This is a genomic window from Tepidamorphus sp. 3E244 (assembly GCF_046159835.1).
Taxonomy (GTDB): Bacteria; Pseudomonadota; Alphaproteobacteria; order Rhizobiales; family Tepidamorphaceae; genus JACKJK01.
The window spans coordinates 21,045-40,628 of sequence record NZ_JBJXCY010000003.1 but is presented as its reverse complement, the minus strand read 5'-3'; the positions used below and the strand labels follow the sequence as shown (position 1 = coordinate 40,628).

Genomic DNA, 19,584 nt, shown 5'->3' with positions numbered 1-19,584 from the left:
AGCGTCTATTCGAACGTCTTGCGCGGGTCGAGCGCGTCGCGCACCGCCTCGCCGATGAAGATTAGCAGGCTCAGCATGATGGCGATGACAAAGAAGCCGGTGAGGCCGAGCCACGGCGCCTGCAGGTTCGACTTGCCCTGCGCCAGCAGTTCACCCAGCGACGGCGAACCCGGCGGCAGGCCGAAGCCGAGGAAGTCGAGCGAGGTCAGCGTGGTGATCGAGCCGTTGAGGATGAACGGCATGAAGGTCAGCGTCGCGACCATGGCGTTGGGCAGCAGGTGCCGCCACATGATCGTCTTGTTGCCGACGCCGAGCGCGCGGGCAGCCTGCACGTATTCGAAGTTGCGGGCGCGCAGGAACTCCGCGCGCACCACGCCAACGAGCGCCACCCACGAGAACAGCAGAAGAATGCCGAGAAGGATCCAGAAGGTCGGCTCGATGACGGCGGCGATGATGATGAGCAGGTAGAGCGCCGGGATCGACGTCCAGATTTCCAGGAACCGCTGGAAGATGAGGTCCGTCCAGCCGCCGAAATAGCCCTGCACGGCACCTGCCGCGATGCCGATCACGGACGAAATCCCGGTCAGCACCAGCCCGAACAGGACCGACAGGCGGAAGCCGTAGATCAGCCGCGCCATCACGTCGCGCGCCTGGTCGTCGGTGCCCAGCAGGTGCCAATTGCCGAAGGTGCAGTTTCGGTCCTCCACGCCGTTCTCGTACTGGACGCAGCGCTCTTCCTTTTCCAGCAACCAGAAGGGCGGCGAGGGTGCCGGCGTCGGGATCTCGTTGTTCACCGTGCGGTACGAGTAGCGGATCAACGGCCAGATCATCGTGCCGCCGTTGTCGAGGATTAGGTCCTGCACGAAGGGGTCGCGATATTCCGCTTCCGTCTCGAAGTCGCCGCCGAAGGCCGTCTCGGGATAGAAGTTGAAGATCGGCATGTAGGTTGCGCCGTCGTGGCGGATGAGGATCGGCTTGTCGTTGGCGATGAACTCCGCCCCGAGGCTGAGACCGAACAGCACCAGAAAGAGCCAGAACGACACGTAGCCGCGGGTGTTCTTCTTGAAGTTGTTCCAGCGCCGGCGGTTGAGCGGCGACAGCGCAAAGCGCGAACGGGCGGGCGCTTTCGTGTCGACCGGTTCGGCGGCCATGGTTTCAGGTGTCGTGTCCATGGCTCACACGTCCCGGCGTTCGAAGTCGATACGCGGGTCGATCCACGTATAGGTCAGGTCGGAAATCAGGTTCACCACCAGCCCCAGCAGGGAGAAGATGTAGAGCGTGGCAAAAACGACGGGGTAGTCGCGGTTGACGATGGATTCAAACGACAGAAGCCCCAGCCCGTCGAGCGAGAAGATTGTCTCGATCAGCAGCGCGCCGGTGAAGAAGGCGGAGATGAACGCGCCGGGGAAGCCCGCGATGATGATGAGCATGGCGTTGCGGAAGACGTGGCCGTAGAGCACCTGCCGCTCGGTGAGGCCCTTCATGCGGGCCGTCGTCACGTATTGCTTGCGGATTTCATCGAGGAACGAGTTCTTGGTCAGCAGCGTCGTGGTGGCGAACGCGCCGAGCGCCATCGCCGTGATCGGCAGGGCAAGGTGCCAGAAATAGTCGATGATCTTTTCGGGCCACGACATGTCCGACCAGTTGTCGGACGTCAGCCCGCGCAACGGGAACCAGTCGAAGAAGCTTCCGCCCGCAAACATCACGATCAGCAGCACCGCGAACAGGAAGCCCGGGATCGCGTAGCCGATGATGACGATGGCCGACGTCCACGTGTCGAAGGCGGTGCCGTCGCGCACCGCCTTGGATATGCCGAGCGGTATCGAGATCGCGTAGGAGAGGAACGTCAGCCACAGCCCAAGCGAGACGGAGACCGGCAGCTTTTCCTTGATGAGTTCGAGCACCGATATGTCGCGGAAGTAGCTCTCGCCGAAATCGAACGTGATGTAGTTCGTGATCATCAGCATGAAGCGTTCATGCGCCGGCTTGTCGAAGCCGAACTGCTTCTCAAGTTCCTTGATGAATTCCGGGTCGAGGCCTTGCGCGCCGCGATACTGCGAATTGACGGAATCGGTGCCGGCTCCGGGCGCCTGCGAGCCGAAGTCGCCGCCGCCCGAACCGCCGCCCACACGGCCGATGGCCGAGACGTCGCTGCCCTGAAGCTGCGCGATGATGCGCTCGATGGGGCCGCCGGGCGCGAACTGGATGATGGCAAACGACACCAGCATGATCCCCAGCAAGGTGGGGATCATCAGCAGCAGCCTGCGCGTGATATAGGCTCCCATCGGTACTCCTAGCCTGCCAGCCCGTTGCGGGCGGCCTTTTCGCTGTCATACCACCACGTGGAATCGAGGCCGAGGCCGTAGCGCGGCTTTTCTTCCGGGTGGGAATAGACGTCCCAGTAGGCCAGCGTATGCGCGGCCTTGTACCAGTGCGGCACCCAGTAGCGCCCGGCCCGCAGCACACGATCCAGCGCGCGCGCCGCCGTTTCCAGCTCCTCGCGCGACGTTGCGCGCGTCAGATGGCCCACCAATTCGTCCACCACCGGGTCGGCGATGCCGGACAGGTTGCGGCTGCCGGGAATCTCGGCGCTGTCGGATGTCCAGTAGACGCGCACGTCCTCGCCCGGGGTCGCCGGCATCACGAAGCGCTGAACTGTCATGTCGAAATCGAAGCTGTTGAGGCGCGCTCGGTACTGCGAGGCATCCACCGTGCGCGATTGCGCGTCGATGCCCAGCGCCTTCAGCCGCTGAATATAGGGCTGGACGATGCGCTCCATGGTCGGCTCGTCGTCCAGGAATTCGATGGTGAAGACCTCGCCCGAGGGCGTGTAGCGCACACCGTCGCGGATCTCGAATCCGGCCTCGCTCAGCAACCGCGATGCCGCGCGCTGCAAGGTGCGGTCGCGCCCGGAGCCGTCAGAGACCGGCGGCGAATAGGGTTCGCCGAACACCTCGTCGGGCAACTGGTCGCGGAATGGTACCAGCAACGCCAGTTCGCCTTCCGACGGCACGCCTTGCGCCATCATCGACGAGCTCTCGAAATAGCTGCGGCTGCGGGCATAGGCTCCGAAGAACAGCGCCTTGTTGGTCCACTCGAAATCGAACGCGTTGATGAGCGCCTCGCGAACGCGGGGATCGGCGAACTTTTCGCGGCGCAGGTTGATGAACCAGCCTTGCGCGCCCGAGGGGCGTTCGTCGGGCAGGGTTTCGAGCTTCACCTTGCCCGCCTCGACCGCTGGGAAATTGTAGCCCGTCGCCCAGACGCGCGAAGTGAATTCCTCGCGCAGGTCGTAGGCGCGGCCCTTGAAGCCCTCGAAGGCGACGTCACGGTCGCGGAAGAACTCGTAGCGGATGCGCTCGAAGTTGTGGTGGCCGCGATTGACCGGCAGGTCGCGCGCCCAGTAGTCCTCCACCCGGTCGTACTCGATGTATCGGCCGGCCTCGAACGCACCAACTTTGTACGGGCCGGAGCCGAGCGGGCGCAGCATCCCGGCATCCTCGAAATCGTGCGTATCGTAAAAGGCGCGCGACACGATGGGCAGCGTCGCGATGGTCAGCGCCAGGCTCACCGGCGCACCTTCGTCCAGCGTTACCGTTACCGTGCGTTCGTCCTCGGCAACGGCGCTTTCCATGCGCCGCATCGTCTGGCGGATGAGCGCGTGGCCCTTCTCCTTCAGGATATTGAGAGAGAACGCGACGTCCTCCGCCGTCAGTGGCGAGCCATCGTGAAAGCGAGGGCCGTCGCGCAAGGTGAAGCGATAGACGCGCCCGCCTTCGGACGCTTCCACGCGTTCGGCGACCAGCCCGTAGACGGCGTCGGGTTCATCCAGCGCGCGGGTCATCAGCGTGTCGTAGATGACGTCGAGCCCGACCGGCGCATCGCCCTTCTGCACCAGCGTGTTCAGCGTGTTGAAGGTCGTCGGGTTCTGGTTCCAGGCCCAGCTTGAGGCGATGCGTGACAGTGTCCCGCCTTTCGGAGCATCCGGGTTCACGTAATCGAACCGTTCGAAATCCGCCGGGTATTTCAGCTCGCCGAAGATCGACAACCCGTGGCTGGTCGTACCGGCCTGTGCCATCACGGGCCGCACGCCGACAGCCAGCGCTGAAGCCAGCGCCGCGCTGCCGCAAAGGAACTGCCGCCGGGTCGCGGTGAGGTGAGGGGGGACGCCTGTCATCGGCTCAATCGAGCTTCTTGATCTCGTCGGCCCGCTCGGCGTTCCACCACCAGTTGTCGGTGATGAAGCGGTAGTCGGGCATGGTCTCGGGCATCGCGAAGCGGTCCCAGCGCGCGGTGCGGATGTCGGCGGAGTAGAACTGCGGCACCAGATAGTGGTTCCACAGCAGCACCCGGTCGAGCGCGCGCGCCGCCGCGATCAGCGAATCCCGGTCCACCGCATAGACGATTGCATCGACCAGCGTGTCGACGGCCTCGTCCTTGATCCCGATGACGTTGCGGCTGCCGCGGCTGTCAGCGGCAGGCGACGACCAGTAGTCGCGCTGCTCGTTGCCCGGCGACAGCGACTGCCCGAAGCTCGCCGTAATGGCCTCGAAGGTGAAGCTGTCGGTGCGCTGCTGGTATTGCGGTGTATCCACCAGCCGGATCGTGCCCTTGATGCCCAGGCGCTGAAGCGACTGGATGTAGGGACCGAGAATGCGCTCGGAATCCTTGCTCGTGGTCAGGAACTCGATGGTCATCGCTTCCCCGGCCTCGTTCTTCAGCACGCCGTCCTGGATGGTCCAGCCGGCCTGCTCCAGCAGGTCCTTGGCATCGCGCAGGTTCTTGCGCATCTCGCGCGTGCCGCCGCCGACCGGGTTCTTGTATTCGGTGGTGAAGACTTCCTCAGGCACCTTGCCGCGCAACGGCTCCAGCAGGGCCAGTTCCTTCTCGCCGGGGAGGCCCTTGGCCTGAAGCTCCGACCCCTGGAAATAGCTCTCGGTGCGTGCGTACTGGCCGAAGAAGACGTTTTCGTTCATCCACTCGAAGTCAAAGGCGTAGTTGAATGCCTGGCGCACGCGCGGATCGGAAAACTTCTCAAGCCGCGTGTTGAACACGAAGCCCTGCATCGGCTCCGCCTGCTTGGTGCGGAACGTGTCGATGACGACGTCGCCGCGCTTCACCGCGGGGAACTCGTATTCCGTCGCCCAGCGCTTGGCGCTGTTTTCGATGTGGAAGTCGAAGGTGTCGGCCTTGAAGGCTTCGACCATGACGTTGAGATCGCGGAAATACTCGATGCTCAGCTCGTCGAAATTGTTCATGCCGACATTCACCGGCAGGTCCTTGCCCCAGTAGTCCTCGACACGCTCATAGGTGATGGAGCGGCCGGTGTTGACCTCGCCGATGCGGTAGGGGCCGGAGCCCATCGGCGGCTCGAGCGTCGATGCCTTGAAGTCGCGCGCCTCGCCGCCTGCGTCCTGCCCTTCCCAGAAGGCTTTCGGCAGCACCGGCATCTGGCCGACGATCAGCGGCAGCTCGCGGTTGCCCGTCTGGTCGAATGTGAAGGTCACCTCGCCGGGTGCGGACGCCACCACGCCGGTCACGTTGCGATAATAGGCATTGTAGAAGGGGTGGGCTTCCTTGAGCGCGCTCAGCGACCAGATCACGTCGTCGACGGTGATCGGCGTCCCGTCATGCCAGCGCGCTTCCTCGCGCAGCCTGAAGGTGACGGAGGAAAAGTCTGGCGGGTGCTTCACGGCTTCGGCCAGTAGGCCGTACTCGCTCGACGCCTCGTCGGCGGAATCGCTCAGCAGCCGGTCGTAGATGATGGTGGAGAGCGCCGCAGGGCTGCCCTTGATGTTGAAGGGGTTCAGCGTGTCGTAGCTGCCGACTGTCGCGCGGCGAAACCGGCCGCCCTTCGGCGCGTCCGGATTGACGTAGTCGAAATGCTGAAAGTCGGCGGGGTACTTCAGCTCACCGAAGAGGGAAAGACCGTGTTTCCAGTCGTCTTCCTGCGCGCTCGACGCGGGAATGCCGGTGCCCAGAAGGACTCCGGCAAGCGCGGTGACGGCAACGATCCGGACTCCGGCGACACGAAAAAACGTCATTTCCACCCTCTGCACATGAATTCGTCACATGCAGGCGAACATAGGACATCGATATGGCGATGTCCTGTCCGCCCCGAAGATGGATAAAAATTAATTCGCGGTCGTCGGCAGGCGGTCTTCGCCGGGCGTGTCCGAAGCCGGATCGTCGGAGGTCTGCGAGTCAGCCGCAGGCTCCTCGGCAGCCGGTGCATCGGCGGCAGGCTCCTGGGTCGCAGGCTCGTTTGCAGCCGGCTCGTCACCGGCGGGCGCATCGCCAGCCGGCTGGTCTGCCGCAGGTGCGTCACCGGCAGGCTGGTTCGCGGCAGGCGCATCACCAGCGGGCTGGTCTGCCGCAGGCGCATCACCGGCCGGCTGATCCATCGCCGGGGCATCGCCTGCAGGCGCGTCGCCTGCCGGAGCATCTTCAGCGGGTGCACCTTCGGCAGGTGCGTCTGCTGCGGGCTCTTCGGCGGCAGGCGCCTCGGCGACCGGAAGTTCAGCCGGGCTGTCGGACTGCTGGTTCAGGTAGAGCAGGATGTCGGCGCGGTCGTTCGGCTTCTTCAGACCGGCGAAGCTCATGATGGTGCCGGGAACGTGCTGCTTGGGGTTTTCAAGGAACGCGTTCAGTTCCTCGAACGTCCAGTTGCCGCCGTGCGAAGCCATGGCGTCGGAATAGTTGAAGCCCTCGTGCGAGCCGACCGGGCGGTTCACGACGCCGTAGAGCGCGGGGCCGACCTTGTTGGCGCCGCCGGCATCGAAGGTGTGGCAGGCCTGGCACTTCTTGGAGACGTTCGCGCCCTTTTCGGCGGACGCGTCGGCAAGCAGGACACCGAGAGGAATGGTTTCCTCTTCCTCGGCTTCACCGCCGGCTTCCTCGCCCTCGGCAACCTCGATCTCGTAGCCGGGCTGTTCCGGCATGTGCGCGTGGAACAGTTCGCTTGCGAGCGTGTTCAAGCCCAGCACCAGAAGGATGGTGGCGAAAACCGCACCGGCAATCTTGTTCAGTTCGAAGCTGTCCATGGTCGAGGTCCTGCAATCTTCTCTTCAAGCCTGTCGCAAACCGGCGCGCGCCTGCATGGCTGCCGCGCGCGCGTAGGCTGCCCCTTGCCGCTGTATGTGCGCCAAAAGGCTTGCGGTCAAGGTCGCAAAGGGCGAATTTGCGCCAAGCTATTTCACCTTTGGCGCCACTGCGGCGCTTTGCCGCCGCCTGTAGCGCCGCTGCCGCATGGCCGAGCCTCCAACACGGGGTCACCCCTTGAACGCCCTCGTCATCATCCCCGCGCGCATGGCCTCCACGCGCCTGCCCGGAAAGCCGCTCGCCGACATTGCCGGCGCACCCATGATCGTCCACGTGGCGCGCCGCGCGCTGGAAGCCGATATCGGTCCGGTCGCCGTGGCAACGGATTCCGACGAGATCGCCGACGCGGTCGCTCAAGCCGGCATGACGGCGGTGATGACCGCTGCAGACCACCCCTCCGGCTCCGACCGGGTGCGCGAGGCCGCCGACACGCTCGACCCCGACCGCGCCCATGACCTGATCGTCAATCTGCAGGGCGACCTGCCGGCCATCGACCCGGCGGCCATCCGTGCGGCCGCCGAAGCTGCAACAACGTCGGGTGCGGATATCGCGACGCTTGCCGTGGAGATCGAGGACGATGCCGAGCGCATCGACCCCAACGTGGTGAAGGCGGTTGTCAGCGATGTCGCCGCCGGCCCCATGCGCGCGCTCTATTTCACGCGCGCCACCACCCCCGCCGGCGACGGGCCGCTCTGGCACCATGTCGGCATCTACGCCTGGCGGCGCAGCGCGCTGGACCGTTTCGTGTCGCTCCCCCCGTCACCGCTGGAGCTGCGCGAGCGGCTGGAGCAGTTGCGCGCGCTGGAGCACGGCATGTCGATTGCGGTTGCCCCGGTTTCCGCCGTTCCGCTGGGGGTGGATACCCCCGGCGACCTGGAGCGCGTGCGCGCAATGTTTGCAGCACGGTTGGCGCAAGCCCCAAGCGTTTGATAAAGGCTGCGTCTCTTCAGCCAATCCGGACAGATCGAGTACACATGATGAGCCGCCCGCGCAGCATTGCCTTCCAGGGGGAACCTGGCGCCAATTCCCACATCGCCTGCCGGGACGTGTACCCGGATCACCAGGCCATGGCCTGCCCGACCTTCGAGGACGCCTTCCAGGCAATCGACAGCGGGACAGCGGCGCTCGGCATGATCCCCATCGAGAATTCCATCGCGGGACGCGTCGCCGACATCCACCACCTTCTGCCCGGTTCTGGCCTGCACATCATCGGCGAATACTTCCTGCCCGTGCACTATGCGCTGGTTGCCTGCAAGGGCGCGACGCTGGAGACGATCCGCAAGGTGCGCAGCCACCCGCAGGCGCTCGGCCAGTGCCGCAACCGCCTGCGCAAGCACGGCTTCGAGGCCGAGATCGGCGCCGATACCGCAGGCTCCGCCCGGCAGATCGCGGAGATGAACGACCCCGCCTATGCAGCGCTTGCGCCCAAACTGGCAGCGGAAGTCTACGGGCTGGAAGTTCTCGGCGAGAACTGGGAAGACGAGGACCACAACACCACGCGCTTCGTGGTGCTGGCCAAGGACAAGGCCTGGGCGGCGCGCGGCATCGGCCCCGTGGTCACGTCCTTCGTGTTCCGGGTGCGCAACGTGCCCGCCGCTCTCTACAAGGGCATGGGTGGCTTTGCGACCAACGGCGTCAACATGACCAAGCTTGAGTCCTACCAGCTCGACGGCGAGTTCTTCGCAACCCAGTTCTACGCCGATATCGAGGGCCACCCGGACGATGCCAACGTGGTGCTGGCGCTGGAGGAATTGCAGTTCTTCTCCCGCGAGTTCCGCATTCTCGGCGTCTACCGGGCAAGCCCCTTCCGCGAGCAGGCCGCAGCCCGCGCCGCAGCGCGCGAAGCCGAACGCACGGCCTGACACACAGCTCGGACGGTCACCAACGAAAAAGGGCGCAGCGGCCATCAGCCACTGCGCCCACTTTTTTCGGATTGAAGCGCGCTCAGTTGGAGGCGACAGCCTTCAGGAACTGGGACACGCCATCACGCAGCGAGGCTGACTGGCCCGACAGGTTGCGGGCAGCCTCTTCCACGCGGTAGGCGGATCCCGCCGTTTCGTCCACGGCGCTGGAGATGCCGTCGACATTGTGCGCGACGTCCTCTGTGCCAGCCGAAACATCGGTGATGTTGCGCGAGATATCCTGCGTTGCCGAGGCCTGCTCTTCCACCGCGCTGGCGATGGAAGCGGTGATCGCGTTGACCTCTTCCATGGTCTCCGTGATGGCCTGGATGACCTCTACCGCGCCCTGGGACGACGCCTGGATACCGCTGACCTGCTGCGAGATTTCCTCTGTTGCCTTGGCGGTCTGGCTGGCGAGCGCCTTCACTTCGCTGGCGACGACCGCGAACCCGCGCCCGGCTTCACCGGCGCGGGCCGCCTCGATGGTGGCATTCAGCGCCAGAAGGTTGGTCTGCTCGGCAATGTCCTGGATCATGCTGACGACTTCGCCGATGCGCTGCGCGGCCTGCGCAAGCTCCGCGACGTTCTCGTTGGAACGCACGGCCCGCTCGGTGGCCGAGGAGACGACCTCGGTCGCACGGGTGACTTGCGCGCCGATCTCGCCGATGGAGGCCGACAGTTCTTCCGCCGCGCTCGCAACCGTCTGCACGTTGGCCGAAGTCTGGTTGGACGACATGGCGACCGTGCCGGTGCGCTCGCGGGTGGAATCGGTGATGCGGGACAGGTTGCCGGCGGTCTCGCTCATCATCGTGGCGGAGGTGTCGATTTCGCTCACGATCGAGCCGATCTCGGATTCAAACCGCGAGATGAGGCTGTTGAGTTCGTCGGCGCGCGCCACGCGCTTCTGCATGTCTTCCTTCTGGGTGCCCTCGATGCGCGCCCGCTCGATGGCGTTGGCGCGGAAGACCTCCAGCGCATTGGCAAGCTGGCCGAGTTCGTCCGGGCGCTGCGTGTAGTCGATCTCGACCGACGTGTCGCCGGCGGCAAGCTGTTCGGTCATGCCGGTGAGGCGGACCAGCGGACGAACCATGCGGGCAACGAAGAAGACGGCAATCGAGAGCAGTGCGAGAAGCACCAGCGCAGCGCCGCCGAGCAGGATGTAGGTCTGCACCCGTGCGGCTGCTTCGCTTTCCGCTGACAGGGCAACGAGCTGCGCGTCGAGGCCGGCGATCACCGCCTCCTCGTGTTCGAGCATCGTCTCGACCGCCGTGTAGAGCGCGGCGGCGGCTTCGTCGAACGCGCCCATCATCTGGTTGCCCTGCTGCGGGCCGCCGTCGATATAGGCCTGCGCCATCTTCTTGCGGACGGCGTAGAACGGGCCGAACGCCGTCTCGATGGCATCGAGTTCGCTGACGATCTCGGGCAGGTCGAGCTTGGTTGCTGCTTCCTTGGCGTGGGCGATTTCCTCCGCGAACAGGCCGGCATGTTTCGCGGCCTCGTCAAATCCGTCGTTGAGGCCGTCCATGGCGCGCGTGGCGGAAATGTCCGTCAGCCACTGCTTGACCTGGATCACGTGGGTCTGAACGAGGCGCGCCGAATGCGCCAGCTTGGACGCAGGCCCCGAAATCTGTTCGGCAACGGCGAGCGCCGCGCGGTTCTTGGAGTCCGCCCGCAGGGCGGCGACTTCCGAGCCGGCAACGAAGGCGATGACCAGCAGGGTCACGAGGACCATGGCTGCGGGCGCGAGGAACTTCAGGCGAAGGAACTTTTTCATACGAGCACGACCTGCCATCAGGGGCGATTCACATCCCCGTTGCGTTGTTTTGTGTTCGTCCGAATGTCCTATCGCGTGGTTAATTTTGCGTGTCGCATTCTGTCCAACAAATTGCGCGTCCGTTGTTCATGAATGCTTGGCGATTGCGGCAGGTCAGATGCTCTCGCGATCGACGAAGCTGCGGATCAGCTGGTGGGCGATGGCCGTGGGCGGCGGCACGAACAGCCCGTCCGCGTGCCGGAATGCCAGCATGTCGGCCAGTTCCTCGCGCGAGAACCAGCGCGCGTGCTCGATCTCGTCCGGGTCGATGGTGATGTCGGTGCTTGCGGCGTCCGCCATGCAGCCGATCATCAGTGAAGACGGGAACGGCCAGGGCTGGCTGGAATGGTAGTGCACGCGCCCGGTTGAAATTCCCGCTTCCTCGCCAAGCTCCCGCCGCACCGCATCCTCGATTGTTTCGGCAGGCTCCACGAAGCCCGCAAGTGCGGAATACATGCCCGGCCCGAAATGCGGTGAACGCGCGAGCAGGGCATTGTCGCCGTCGGTCGCCATCATGATGACGACCGGGTCGACGCGCGGAAAGTGCGCTGCGTTGCAGCTTGGGCATTCGCGCCGCCAGCCGCCGTGGGCAACCTTGGTCTGCGCGCCGCAATTGGCGCAGAAACCATGCCGCGAATGCCAGGCGAGCAGCGCCTTCGCCCCGCCCACCAGCGACAGGTCTTCCTGCGCCAGCAGCCCCTGAGTCGCGATGGAACGCAGGTCGATGGCCTTGATGGCGGGATGCTTTTCTTCTTCCGGCAGGTCGGCACCCACCGCATAGACCGGGCCGGCCGAATCGTTGCCGAGGAAGATGCACCCCTCCGACGAGCATCCGAAGGCGGGCAGTTCGTCGGCGGAAAACAGCGGGCGAAAGCGGCTCTGCCCGGTGATCTCGAGAATCGCACGGTCGCCGTTGACGAGCACGAAGCGCGCGCCGGGTTCTTCCCCGCGCATTTCGCCGCGCGCCTTGTCGGCGCGGTCGGTGGAAAACTGCGCGTAGCCGTTGCGCCTGCTGCGTTCATCCATTGCTGTGTGCCTCCCGGTCTGCTGCCTCTTTTGCATCGGTTATGGGCCGCAGGCCCGTTGCGGGCAACTGCGCCTCTTGCCTTCGCCCGCCATGCGTCTGATATAGTCGCCTCGGGAGGCTGGCGGCGGACGAGCTCCTCGCCAACCGGGTCAGGTCCGGAAGGAAGCAGCCCCAACGAGTTTCTGCTCGGGTCGCATGTCCGGCCTCCCACCTCATCCCGCGGGCCGCCCGCGGCAGACCCGTTTCCGAAAACCGCAGCGATCTCGATGGATTCCGCCACCCGCGACACGTCTGACAAGGATGCCCGCGGCGAAGGCTACCGGGTGCTTGCCCGCAAGTACCGTCCCTCCAGCTTCGACGACCTCATCGGCCAAGAGCCGATGGTGCGCACGCTCGGCAATGCCTTTACGTCCGGTCGCATCGCGCAGGCCTACATGCTCACCGGCGTGCGCGGGGTCGGCAAGACGACGACCGCCCGCATTCTCGCTCGCGCGCTGAACTACGAGCCGAAGGACGGCGAGGGCGAAGGCCCGACGCTCGACATTTCCGAACCCGGCCGGCACTGCGCCGCGATCCTTGAATCGCGCCATGTCGACGTGATGGAGATGGATGCCGCCTCGCACACCTCCATCGACAACATCCGCGACATCATCGATTCGGTGCAGTACCGCCCGCTGGAAGCGCGCTACAAGGTCTACATCATCGACGAAGTGCACATGCTGTCGAAGTCGGCCTTCAACGCGTTGCTGAAGACGCTGGAAGAACCGCCCGACCACGTGAAGTTCATCTTCGCGACCACCGAAATCCGCAAGGTCCCGATCACCGTGCTGTCGCGCTGTCAGCGCTTCGACCTGCGCCGGGTCGATGCACAGGCGCTGGTGACGCATCTCTCCCGCATTGCCGAGACCGAGAAGGTCGAGGCCGATGCCGACGCGCTGGCGATGATTGCGCGCGCTGCCGAAGGCTCGGTGCGCGATTCACTGTCCATTCTCGACCAGGCCATCGCCCATGGCGGCGGCAGCGTCGATGCCGCGACCTTGCGCGCCATGCTGGGCGTTGCCGACCGTGCCCGCATCGCCGACCTGTTCGAGGCGCTGCTGCGCGGCGACACGGCCCGCGCACTGGAACTCTTCGACAATCTTTATGCGGAAGGCGCTGACCCGGTTGCTGTCCTGAACGATCTCGCCGGATTCACCCACACGGTCACGCGTCTGAAGGCCATCCCCGAAGCCGCGACCGATGCCGCGCTGTCGGAGGATGAGCGCACGCGCGGTGCCGGCTTCGGGCAGGTGCTGTCCATGGCCGCGCTCAACCGCGCCTGGCAGATCCTGACCAAGGGCATTTCGGAGGTGGACCAGTCGGCCCGCCCGCGCGATGCCGCCGACATGGTGCTGATCCGCATTGCCCATGCCGCGACCCTGCCCGACCCGCAGGAGGCTGCCCGCATCCTGCGCGAAGGCGGCGGCACGTCCGGCAGCAGCAGTGGTGCGCCGTCCGCAGGCGGAGGCGGTGGCGGTCCCGGCGGTGGGGCGATGGCCAGTGGTGGAGGCAGCGTGATGGCGAGCGGGCGCGGCGGCGCAAGCCTTGCCATTGCCACCCGCAGCGACCCGGCCCCGGCGGCCGTTGCCACGGCACAGGCGGCCCCTGCGCCGCAGGTGCGTCGGCTCAAGCATTTCGAGGAAGTGCCCGCGCTCTGCGCCGAGCATCGCGAATTGCGACTCAAACACGACATCGAGGGCTTCGTGCGGCTGGTGCGGTTCGATCCGCCGCGCATCGAGTTCGCGCTGGAACCGAATGCCCCCAACAACCTTGTGCAGGAGATCAGCGGCCGGCTGAGCGAATGGACAGGCGAGCGCTGGATCGCGATCCTGTCGCGCGAGAATGGCGACCTGCCGATCCGCGCGCAACGCGATCAGGCGGCGCGTGCCGAGATGGACGACGTCCTGCGCAGCCCGCTGGTGCGGGCGGTGAAGGAAAGTTTCCCCGACGCCGAGGTCGTGAGCGTCAAGACGCTCGCCGAACTGTCGGCACCCGATGGCGAACCGGAGGGCCTTGCGCCCGCCGATGACGGCGATGAGGAGGACGATTTCGAATGAAGGACATGTTCAACATGATGAAGCAGGCCCAGCAGCTTCAGGCCAAGATGGCCGAGATGCAGCAGCAGCTTGCCGAGACGGAGATCGAGGGCAGCGCCGGTGGCGGTCTCGTGTCCCTCGTCATGGACGGCAAGGGCATGCTCAAGCAGGTGAAGATCGACGACAGCCTGATGAAGCCCGAGGAGCGCGAGATCGTTGAGGACCTGCTGGTCGCGGCACATGCCGACGCCAAGACCAAGCTGGAAGAGACGATGCAGGAGCGCATGAAGGAAGTGACCGGCGGGCTGCCGCTGCCGCCCGGCATGAAGCTCTTCTGATCGCGCGAAAGCCTCTGCATCCATGAGCGGCACCGCCTCCGGGCCGGAAATCGAACGGCTGATCCAGCTTCTCGCGCGCCTGCCTGGGCTTGGGCCTCGCTCCGCGCGGCGCGCTGCGCTGGCGCTCGTCCAGAAGCGCGACACGCTGCTGCGTCCGCTCGCCGAAGCCATGCAGGTTGCGGCAGACCGCATCGTCATCTGCAGCCAGTGCGGCAGCATCGATACCGCCGACCCCTGCGCCATCTGCACCGATCCGCGCCGCGAAACCGGGCTGATCTGCGTCGTCGAGACGGTTTCGGACCTGTGGGCTCTTGAGCGCGCCGGCGCGGTCGCGGGCCGCTACCACGTGCTCGGCGGCACGCTGTCGCCGCTCGATGGCGTCGGCCCGGACGATCTCAACGTCGCCGGGCTGATCGCGCGGGTGAAGGCCGGCGGCATATCGGAAGTCGTGCTGGCGATGAACGCGACCGTCGATGGCCAGACGACAGCCCACTACATCACCGACCTGCTGGAAGGCACTGGGGTTACCATCTCGCGGCTCGCCCACGGCGTGCCGGTCGGCGGTGAACTCGACTATCTCGACGAAGGCACCCTGTCGGCGGCCATCCGCGCCCGCCGGCCGTTCTGAGCGCAGACCGGGCTACTCGCCTGCCGCCAGCGTGCGCTGCATCGCCTTGGGCAGCGGTTCTGCTTCTTCGGAAAATTCGAGGCTCTCGATCTTCGACCCGCGCCGCTCGACCTTGCCGGCGGAAATGACGATCTGCTCGATATCCGCGCTCGCCTGCCCGAAATGCGTCTGCAGCTTGTGCACCCGGTCGCGCAGCCGCCCCACGTCGCCGAGCAATTTCGTCACCTCGTGCTGGATGACGTGCGCCTGCTCGCGCATCCGCTGGTCGCGCAGGATTGCCTGCACAACCTGGATCGCAAGCATCAGCAGGCTCGGTCCGACGATGACGATGCGCGACTTGTAGGCGCGCTGGGCGATGTCCTCGAAATATTCGTGGAGTTCCGCGTAGATGGATTCCGACGGAACAAACATCAGCGCGATGTCCTGCGTCTCGCCGGGAATGAAGTAGCGCTCGGAAATGTCGCTCACATGCTTGCCGACATCGCTGCGCAGCCGGGTCGAGGCCGTCTTCTTGTCGGCATCGTTGTCCGCCTCGCGGAAGGCATTGAAGGCCTCCAGCGGGAACTTGGCATCCACCACGAGGCCCGGCGCGCCGTTCGGCATGCGGATCAGGCAGTCGGGCCGGGTCTGGTTGGAAAGCGTTGCCTGATAGGTATAGGAATCGCTCGGCAACCCGTCGCCGATGATGGCCTCCATCCGCACCTGCCCGAAGGCACCGCGCCGCTGCTTGTTGGAGAGAATTTCCTGCAGGCCGACCACGTCGCGCGACAGTTCGGTGATGTTCTTCTGCGCGTTGTCGATGACCGCGAGCCGTTCGTTCAGCTTGGTCAGGTTGTCGTGGGTTGCCTGCGCCTGCGTCGTCATGTTCTGGCCGAGCCGGTGGCCGAACCCGTCGAGCTGCTCGCGCAGGCCCTTGGCCAGCTCCGACTGCCGCGACCCGAAGACCTCCGCCATGGTCGACATGCGCCCGGTCATCTCCGCCTGCTGGCGCGTCAGTTCGCCGAGCCGGGTTTCCAGTTCCTGCGCGTGGATGCGGTCTTCGGTCGCCTGCTGGTACGCGGCGGCCTTTTGCGTGCGGGCCGAGCGCCACGCCGCGAGAATGGCGATCAGTGCCACCAGCGCGAGCGCGCAGAAGCCAGCGATGGCCCCGGTGAGAGCCTGCGCGTAGGTCAGCGTGTAGTCGCCGAAGGCGAGAAAGACGGTGTCGAGATCGAGCATGACGTGAGTCTAGCGCGATTCGTGCGGCCTCATCGTGATTGTCACTGGCCGGGGTTGCGGCGCAGGACGTCGAGCGAGGAGGGATCGAGCGCAATGATCACGCCAATGATCAGCAGCATCGCCAGCCCGCCGATGATCGCCATGATGATCCCGAATGACAGCCGGCTCTGCTCGTACTCATTGAGCAGCTCATCCACGTTTCGCCCCTGGCGCGGCGGCAGCCGCGTCGATCCGCCGTGATGTGGGTGTTCGTGGTGCGGCTGTTCGTGATGCGGCTCGTGGTGCTCGTAGGTTTCTTCGCGGGGCTGCGGGGCAGCCGGCTGTGGCGGTGCAGGGTTTGCCGGTGGCTTGCGCGCCGCGATCAGCTTGTCGAGATGGGCCTCGATGTCCTTGATCGCGGTTTCCAGGTCCTGCATTTGCTTCAGGCGCTGGTAGGCGGACAAGGGCGGGTCGGCCTTGGCGATCAGCTCGTCGAGCTGCGCGCGCGTGCGGGCATACAGCTCCTTGCGGGCTTGCGCGTTGTCCGCGCCAATCTCGACTGCCCGCCGCGCCAGTATCGCGTGAAACCGGTTCATATTCGAATTGTACACCAAGCCCCCGGGCCTCGGGATGCGCGCCGCCGCACGCCCGGCCCCTGTCAGGAATCACATGACAGGGTTAAGGCCGCCGGTGTCAACAATCCGGCGCGCAAAGTGGCGTACTTGGTGGCCGACCGTGCTCAAATTGCCGATGCGCGCGCCCGGTTCCAGGCTGAACGGCACGGGATCTTGGAGCGGTCACAGCGCTCCGCGTAGCGCCGCGCGATTTCCGTCACCTCGTTGAGCAACCCGCCTTCCAGCGTGATCGGCTCAAGCCCCATGGCAAGGAACCGGTCGTTCTTCACGTGAAGATCGTTCTCGTCGGCTTCCTGTCGAGGGTTGGCCACATAGTCGATCTCCGCGCCCGTCAGGTCGGCGACCATCTGCGCCAGGTCGCGCACCCGGTGGGTCTCGGTCATCTGGTTGAGGATGTTCACCCGCGCGCCCGTCTGCGGCGGGTTTTCGATGGCCAGCTGGATGCAGCGCACCGTGTCCTGGATATTGATGAAGGCGCGCGTCTGCCCGCCGGTGCCGTGCACCGTCAGCGGGAACCCGACGGCGGCCTGCATCAGGAAGCGGTTCAGCACCGTGCCGTAGTCGCCGTCATAGTCGAAACGGTTGATGAGGCGCGGGTCGAGCCGCGTTTCCGAGGTCTGCGTCCCCCAAACGATGCCCTGGTGCAGGTCGGTGATCTTCAGCTGGTCGTTCTTGTTGTAGTAGTGGAAGAACAGCTGATCCTGCGTCTTGGTCATGTGGTAGATCGAGCCGGGATTGGCCGGGTACAGGATTTCCTGCTCGATCAGTTCGCCGTCGTCGGTTTCCAGCTTGATCGGCAGGTAGCCTTCGGGAATGCGCATCCCGGCACTGCCGTAGCCGTAGACGCCCATCGTGCCGAGATGCACCAGATGCGCGTCGATCTCCGCTTCCACGATGGCCGCGCACACGTCGTTCGTCGCCATCAGGTTGTTCTGCACCGTGTAGCGCTTGTGCCAGCTCGACTTCATCGAGTAGGGCGCGGCGCGCTGCTCGGCGAAATGAACGATGGCGTCCGGCACCACTTCGCGGATCAGGCCCAGCAGGCGGTCGTAGTCCTCGCCCACCGTCAGCGTCTCGACGCGGATGTCGCGGCCGGAAATATCCTTCCACGCGGCGATGCGCTCGCTCATCGGGCTGATCGGCGTCAGGGAATCAACTTCCAGTTCCACGTCGATCTTGCGGCGCGACAGGTTGTCGACGATGACGACCTCGTGGCCGAGCTTCGACAGGTGCAGGGCCGTTGGCCAACCGCAGAAACCGTCGCCGCCAAGAATGATGATTCGCATGACACTTTCACCCCGCCTGCCCGGACTTGGCGTCTTTCGCGCCCGCCGGAAACATTCTGTCCTGTTTTCGGTGGTTTAAGCATATTCCGCGCCGCCGCCAAACCCTTCCAACGACGCATGGTTGACGCGAAACCGGGCGAGAAGCCGCGATGCGGCAATCGGGCAGGGGGAATGGGGGTGAATTTCGCCCCCCGTGCGACTAATGTGCGCGCAAATTGACGCACGAATTGCCGAAAGCATCGAGATCATGCCGACAAGCCCGCGCATCCTGCGCCTCGCCGAGCTGGACGAGGCGGCCTATGCCGCACTGCTGAGCCGCACCGAGGACGACCTCGAACCCTACATGGAGCAGGTTCGCCCGGTTATCGCCGACGTGAAGGAACGCGGCGACGCGGCCCTGATCGATTGCGCCGCGCGCTTCGATGGCGCGACGGTTCAGCCCGGCGCGGTGATGGCGACGGCTGCGGACTTCGAACGCGCCGAGGCGCGTCTCGAGGACGGCATCAAGGAAACGCTGCGCTTTGCCGCAGACGCGATCCGCCGCTTCCACGAGGCGCAGATGCCGGAAGACATGTGGATCAAGGAAATGGCGCCGGGCGTGCTGGCGGGCGAGCGCTGGACCTCGATCCGCGCTGTTGCCTGCTACGTGCCGCGCGGCAAGGGCGCGTTCCCCTCCGTTGCGCTGATGACGACGATTCCCGCCGTTGTCGCGGGCGTCGAGGAGATCGTGGTGCTGACGCCGCCGACGCCAGATGGCGGTCTCGATGACGCCACACTCTATGCCTGCCAGCTGTCCGGCATCACCAAGGTCTACAAGGCCGGTGGCGCGCAGGCGGTTGCCGCTGCCGCCTACGGAACGCAGAGCGTGCCGCGCTGCGACAAGATCGTCGGTCCCGGCAGCCCTTGGTTCATGGCGGCCAAGCGGTTGCTGGCCGGGCGCATCGACCCCGGTTCACCCGCCGGTCCCAGCGAATCCATCGTCTTGGCCGATGCCGGTGCTAACGTCCGCAAGGTCGCGCTCGACACCCTCAACGAGGCCGAGCATGGCGACGATTCCTCCGTCTACCTCGTCACCGAAGACGAGGCGATGGCGAAGGCCGTCGCCGGCGACATCGAGACGCTCTACGGCCACATGAGCGAGCAGCGCATCGCGTTCGCCTCCGCCGTGCTGTCGGGCGAGAACGGCGGCATCCTCATCGCGCCGGACCGCGCGGCGGCCTGCCGTTTCGTCAACGACTACGCTCCGGAACACCTGATGGTGCATTCCGCAGACCCGTGGCCCTATCTCTCGGACCTGCGTCACGCGGGTGAAATCCTGCTGGGCGAACATTCGGCCGTCTCGATTGCCAACTTCGTGCTTGGCCCCAACCACGTTCTGCCTACCTCAGGGGGCGCACGCACCGCTTCCCCGCTGTCCGTCTTCGACTACATGAAGCGGCAGACCATCGCGCACCTGTCGGAAGCAGGCTACCGGGCGCTCGCGCCCCATGCCCGCGAACTGGCGCGCTACGAAGGGTTCGATGCCCATGCCAATGCCGTGTCGGAGCTTCGCGAGGAAAAGGTCAGCAAGGGCTGACCGGCCG

The 19,584-nt window shown here is 65.5% G+C and carries 16 protein-coding genes and 1 other RNA gene; 7 read left to right on the top strand and 10 right to left on the bottom strand.

Annotation, left to right across the window (positions count from 1 at the left end; translation table 11 throughout):
- Positions 1–5: 5 nt before the first annotated feature.
- From ACKTEK_RS15405 to ACKTEK_RS15385, 5 genes are all read right to left on the bottom strand, one after another.
- A complete protein-coding gene (locus ACKTEK_RS15405; protein WP_409166206.1) occupies positions 6–1,172 on the bottom strand; it encodes an ABC transporter permease in 1,167 nt (388 codons plus the stop codon).
- Between the two features lie 3 nt (positions 1,173–1,175).
- Positions 1,176–2,285: a microcin C ABC transporter permease YejB gene (locus ACKTEK_RS15400; RefSeq protein WP_409166205.1), complete on the bottom strand. Its 1,110-nt coding sequence runs from the start codon at positions 2,283–2,285 to the stop codon at positions 1,176–1,178.
- An 8-nt stretch (positions 2,286–2,293) separates the two neighbouring features.
- Positions 2,294–4,177, bottom strand: coding sequence for an extracellular solute-binding protein (locus ACKTEK_RS15395; protein WP_409166204.1), 1,884 nt, complete (start codon positions 4,175–4,177; stop codon positions 2,294–2,296).
- 4 nt (positions 4,178–4,181) lie between these two features.
- On the bottom strand, positions 4,182–6,044 hold the full coding sequence (locus ACKTEK_RS15390) for an extracellular solute-binding protein (protein WP_409166203.1): 1,863 nt from the start codon (positions 6,042–6,044) through the stop codon (positions 4,182–4,184).
- A 90-nt stretch (positions 6,045–6,134) separates the two neighbouring features.
- On the bottom strand, positions 6,135–7,043 hold the full coding sequence (locus ACKTEK_RS15385; RefSeq protein ID WP_409166202.1) for a c-type cytochrome: 909 nt from the start codon (positions 7,041–7,043) through the stop codon (positions 6,135–6,137).
- Positions 7,044–7,248: 205 nt separating this feature from the next.
- Between ACKTEK_RS15385 and ACKTEK_RS15380 the strand changes: the two genes are divergently transcribed.
- Together ACKTEK_RS15380 and ACKTEK_RS15375 are read left to right on the top strand one after the other, a co-directional pair.
- Positions 7,249–8,031 (top strand): 3-deoxy-manno-octulosonate cytidylyltransferase, encoded by a 783-nt coding sequence (locus tag ACKTEK_RS15380; RefSeq protein ID WP_409166201.1) that lies wholly within the window; start codon positions 7,249–7,251, stop codon positions 8,029–8,031.
- Between the two features lie 47 nt (positions 8,032–8,078).
- On the top strand, positions 8,079–8,963 hold the full coding sequence (locus ACKTEK_RS15375) for a prephenate dehydratase (protein ID WP_409166200.1): 885 nt from the start codon (positions 8,079–8,081) through the stop codon (positions 8,961–8,963).
- A gap of 82 nt (positions 8,964–9,045) precedes the next feature.
- On the opposite strand, the gene ACKTEK_RS15370 is transcribed toward ACKTEK_RS15375, so the two are convergent.
- Together ACKTEK_RS15370 and nudC are read right to left on the bottom strand one after the other, a co-directional pair.
- Positions 9,046–10,776: a methyl-accepting chemotaxis protein gene (locus ACKTEK_RS15370; protein ID WP_409166199.1), complete on the bottom strand. Its 1,731-nt coding sequence runs from the start codon at positions 10,774–10,776 to the stop codon at positions 9,046–9,048.
- Positions 10,777–10,929: 153 nt separating this feature from the next.
- Positions 10,930–11,841 (bottom strand): NAD(+) diphosphatase, encoded by a 912-nt coding sequence (gene nudC, locus ACKTEK_RS15365; RefSeq protein ID WP_409166198.1) that lies wholly within the window; start codon positions 11,839–11,841, stop codon positions 10,930–10,932.
- Positions 11,842–11,955: 114 nt separating this feature from the next.
- Between nudC and ffs the strand changes: the two genes are divergently transcribed.
- From ffs to recR, 4 genes are all read left to right on the top strand, one after another.
- Positions 11,956–12,053: signal recognition particle sRNA small type (ffs, locus tag ACKTEK_RS15360), an RNA gene on the top strand.
- Between the two features lie 55 nt (positions 12,054–12,108).
- Positions 12,109–13,938 carry a DNA polymerase III subunit gamma/tau gene (locus tag ACKTEK_RS15355; protein ID WP_409166197.1) on the top strand — a complete coding sequence of 610 codons (1,830 nt, stop codon included), beginning with the start codon at positions 12,109–12,111 and terminating at the stop codon, positions 13,936–13,938.
- Positions 13,935–14,255 carry a YbaB/EbfC family nucleoid-associated protein gene (locus ACKTEK_RS15350; protein ID WP_409166196.1) on the top strand — a complete coding sequence of 107 codons (321 nt, stop codon included), beginning with the start codon at positions 13,935–13,937 and terminating at the stop codon, positions 14,253–14,255. The genes ACKTEK_RS15355 and ACKTEK_RS15350 overlap by 4 nt, the downstream gene beginning before the upstream one ends.
- A 22-nt stretch (positions 14,256–14,277) precedes the next feature.
- Positions 14,278–14,883, top strand: coding sequence for a recombination mediator RecR (recR, locus tag ACKTEK_RS15345; RefSeq protein ID WP_409166195.1), 606 nt, complete (start codon positions 14,278–14,280; stop codon positions 14,881–14,883).
- Positions 14,884–14,895: 12 nt separating this feature from the next.
- Here recR and ACKTEK_RS15340 read toward each other — a convergent pair whose 3' ends face one another.
- From ACKTEK_RS15340 to ACKTEK_RS15330, 3 genes are all read right to left on the bottom strand, one after another.
- A complete protein-coding gene (locus tag ACKTEK_RS15340) occupies positions 14,896–16,101 on the bottom strand; it encodes a DNA recombination protein RmuC (RefSeq protein ID WP_409166194.1) in 1,206 nt (401 codons plus the stop codon).
- 41 nt (positions 16,102–16,142) lie between these two features.
- A complete protein-coding gene (locus ACKTEK_RS15335; protein ID WP_409166193.1) occupies positions 16,143–16,676 on the bottom strand; it encodes a hypothetical protein in 534 nt (177 codons plus the stop codon).
- Positions 16,677–16,819: 143 nt separating this feature from the next.
- Positions 16,820–18,001 carry an NAD-dependent epimerase/dehydratase family protein gene (locus ACKTEK_RS15330; RefSeq protein WP_409166192.1) on the bottom strand — a complete coding sequence of 394 codons (1,182 nt, stop codon included), beginning with the start codon at positions 17,999–18,001 and terminating at the stop codon, positions 16,820–16,822.
- A 247-nt stretch (positions 18,002–18,248) separates the two neighbouring features.
- Here ACKTEK_RS15330 and hisD point away from each other — a divergent pair, with 247 nt between their 5' ends.
- Entirely contained in the window at positions 18,249–19,577 is a 1,329-nt protein-coding gene (hisD, locus tag ACKTEK_RS15325) for a histidinol dehydrogenase (RefSeq protein WP_409166191.1), read from the top strand.
- Positions 19,578–19,584: the final 7 nt, after the last annotated feature.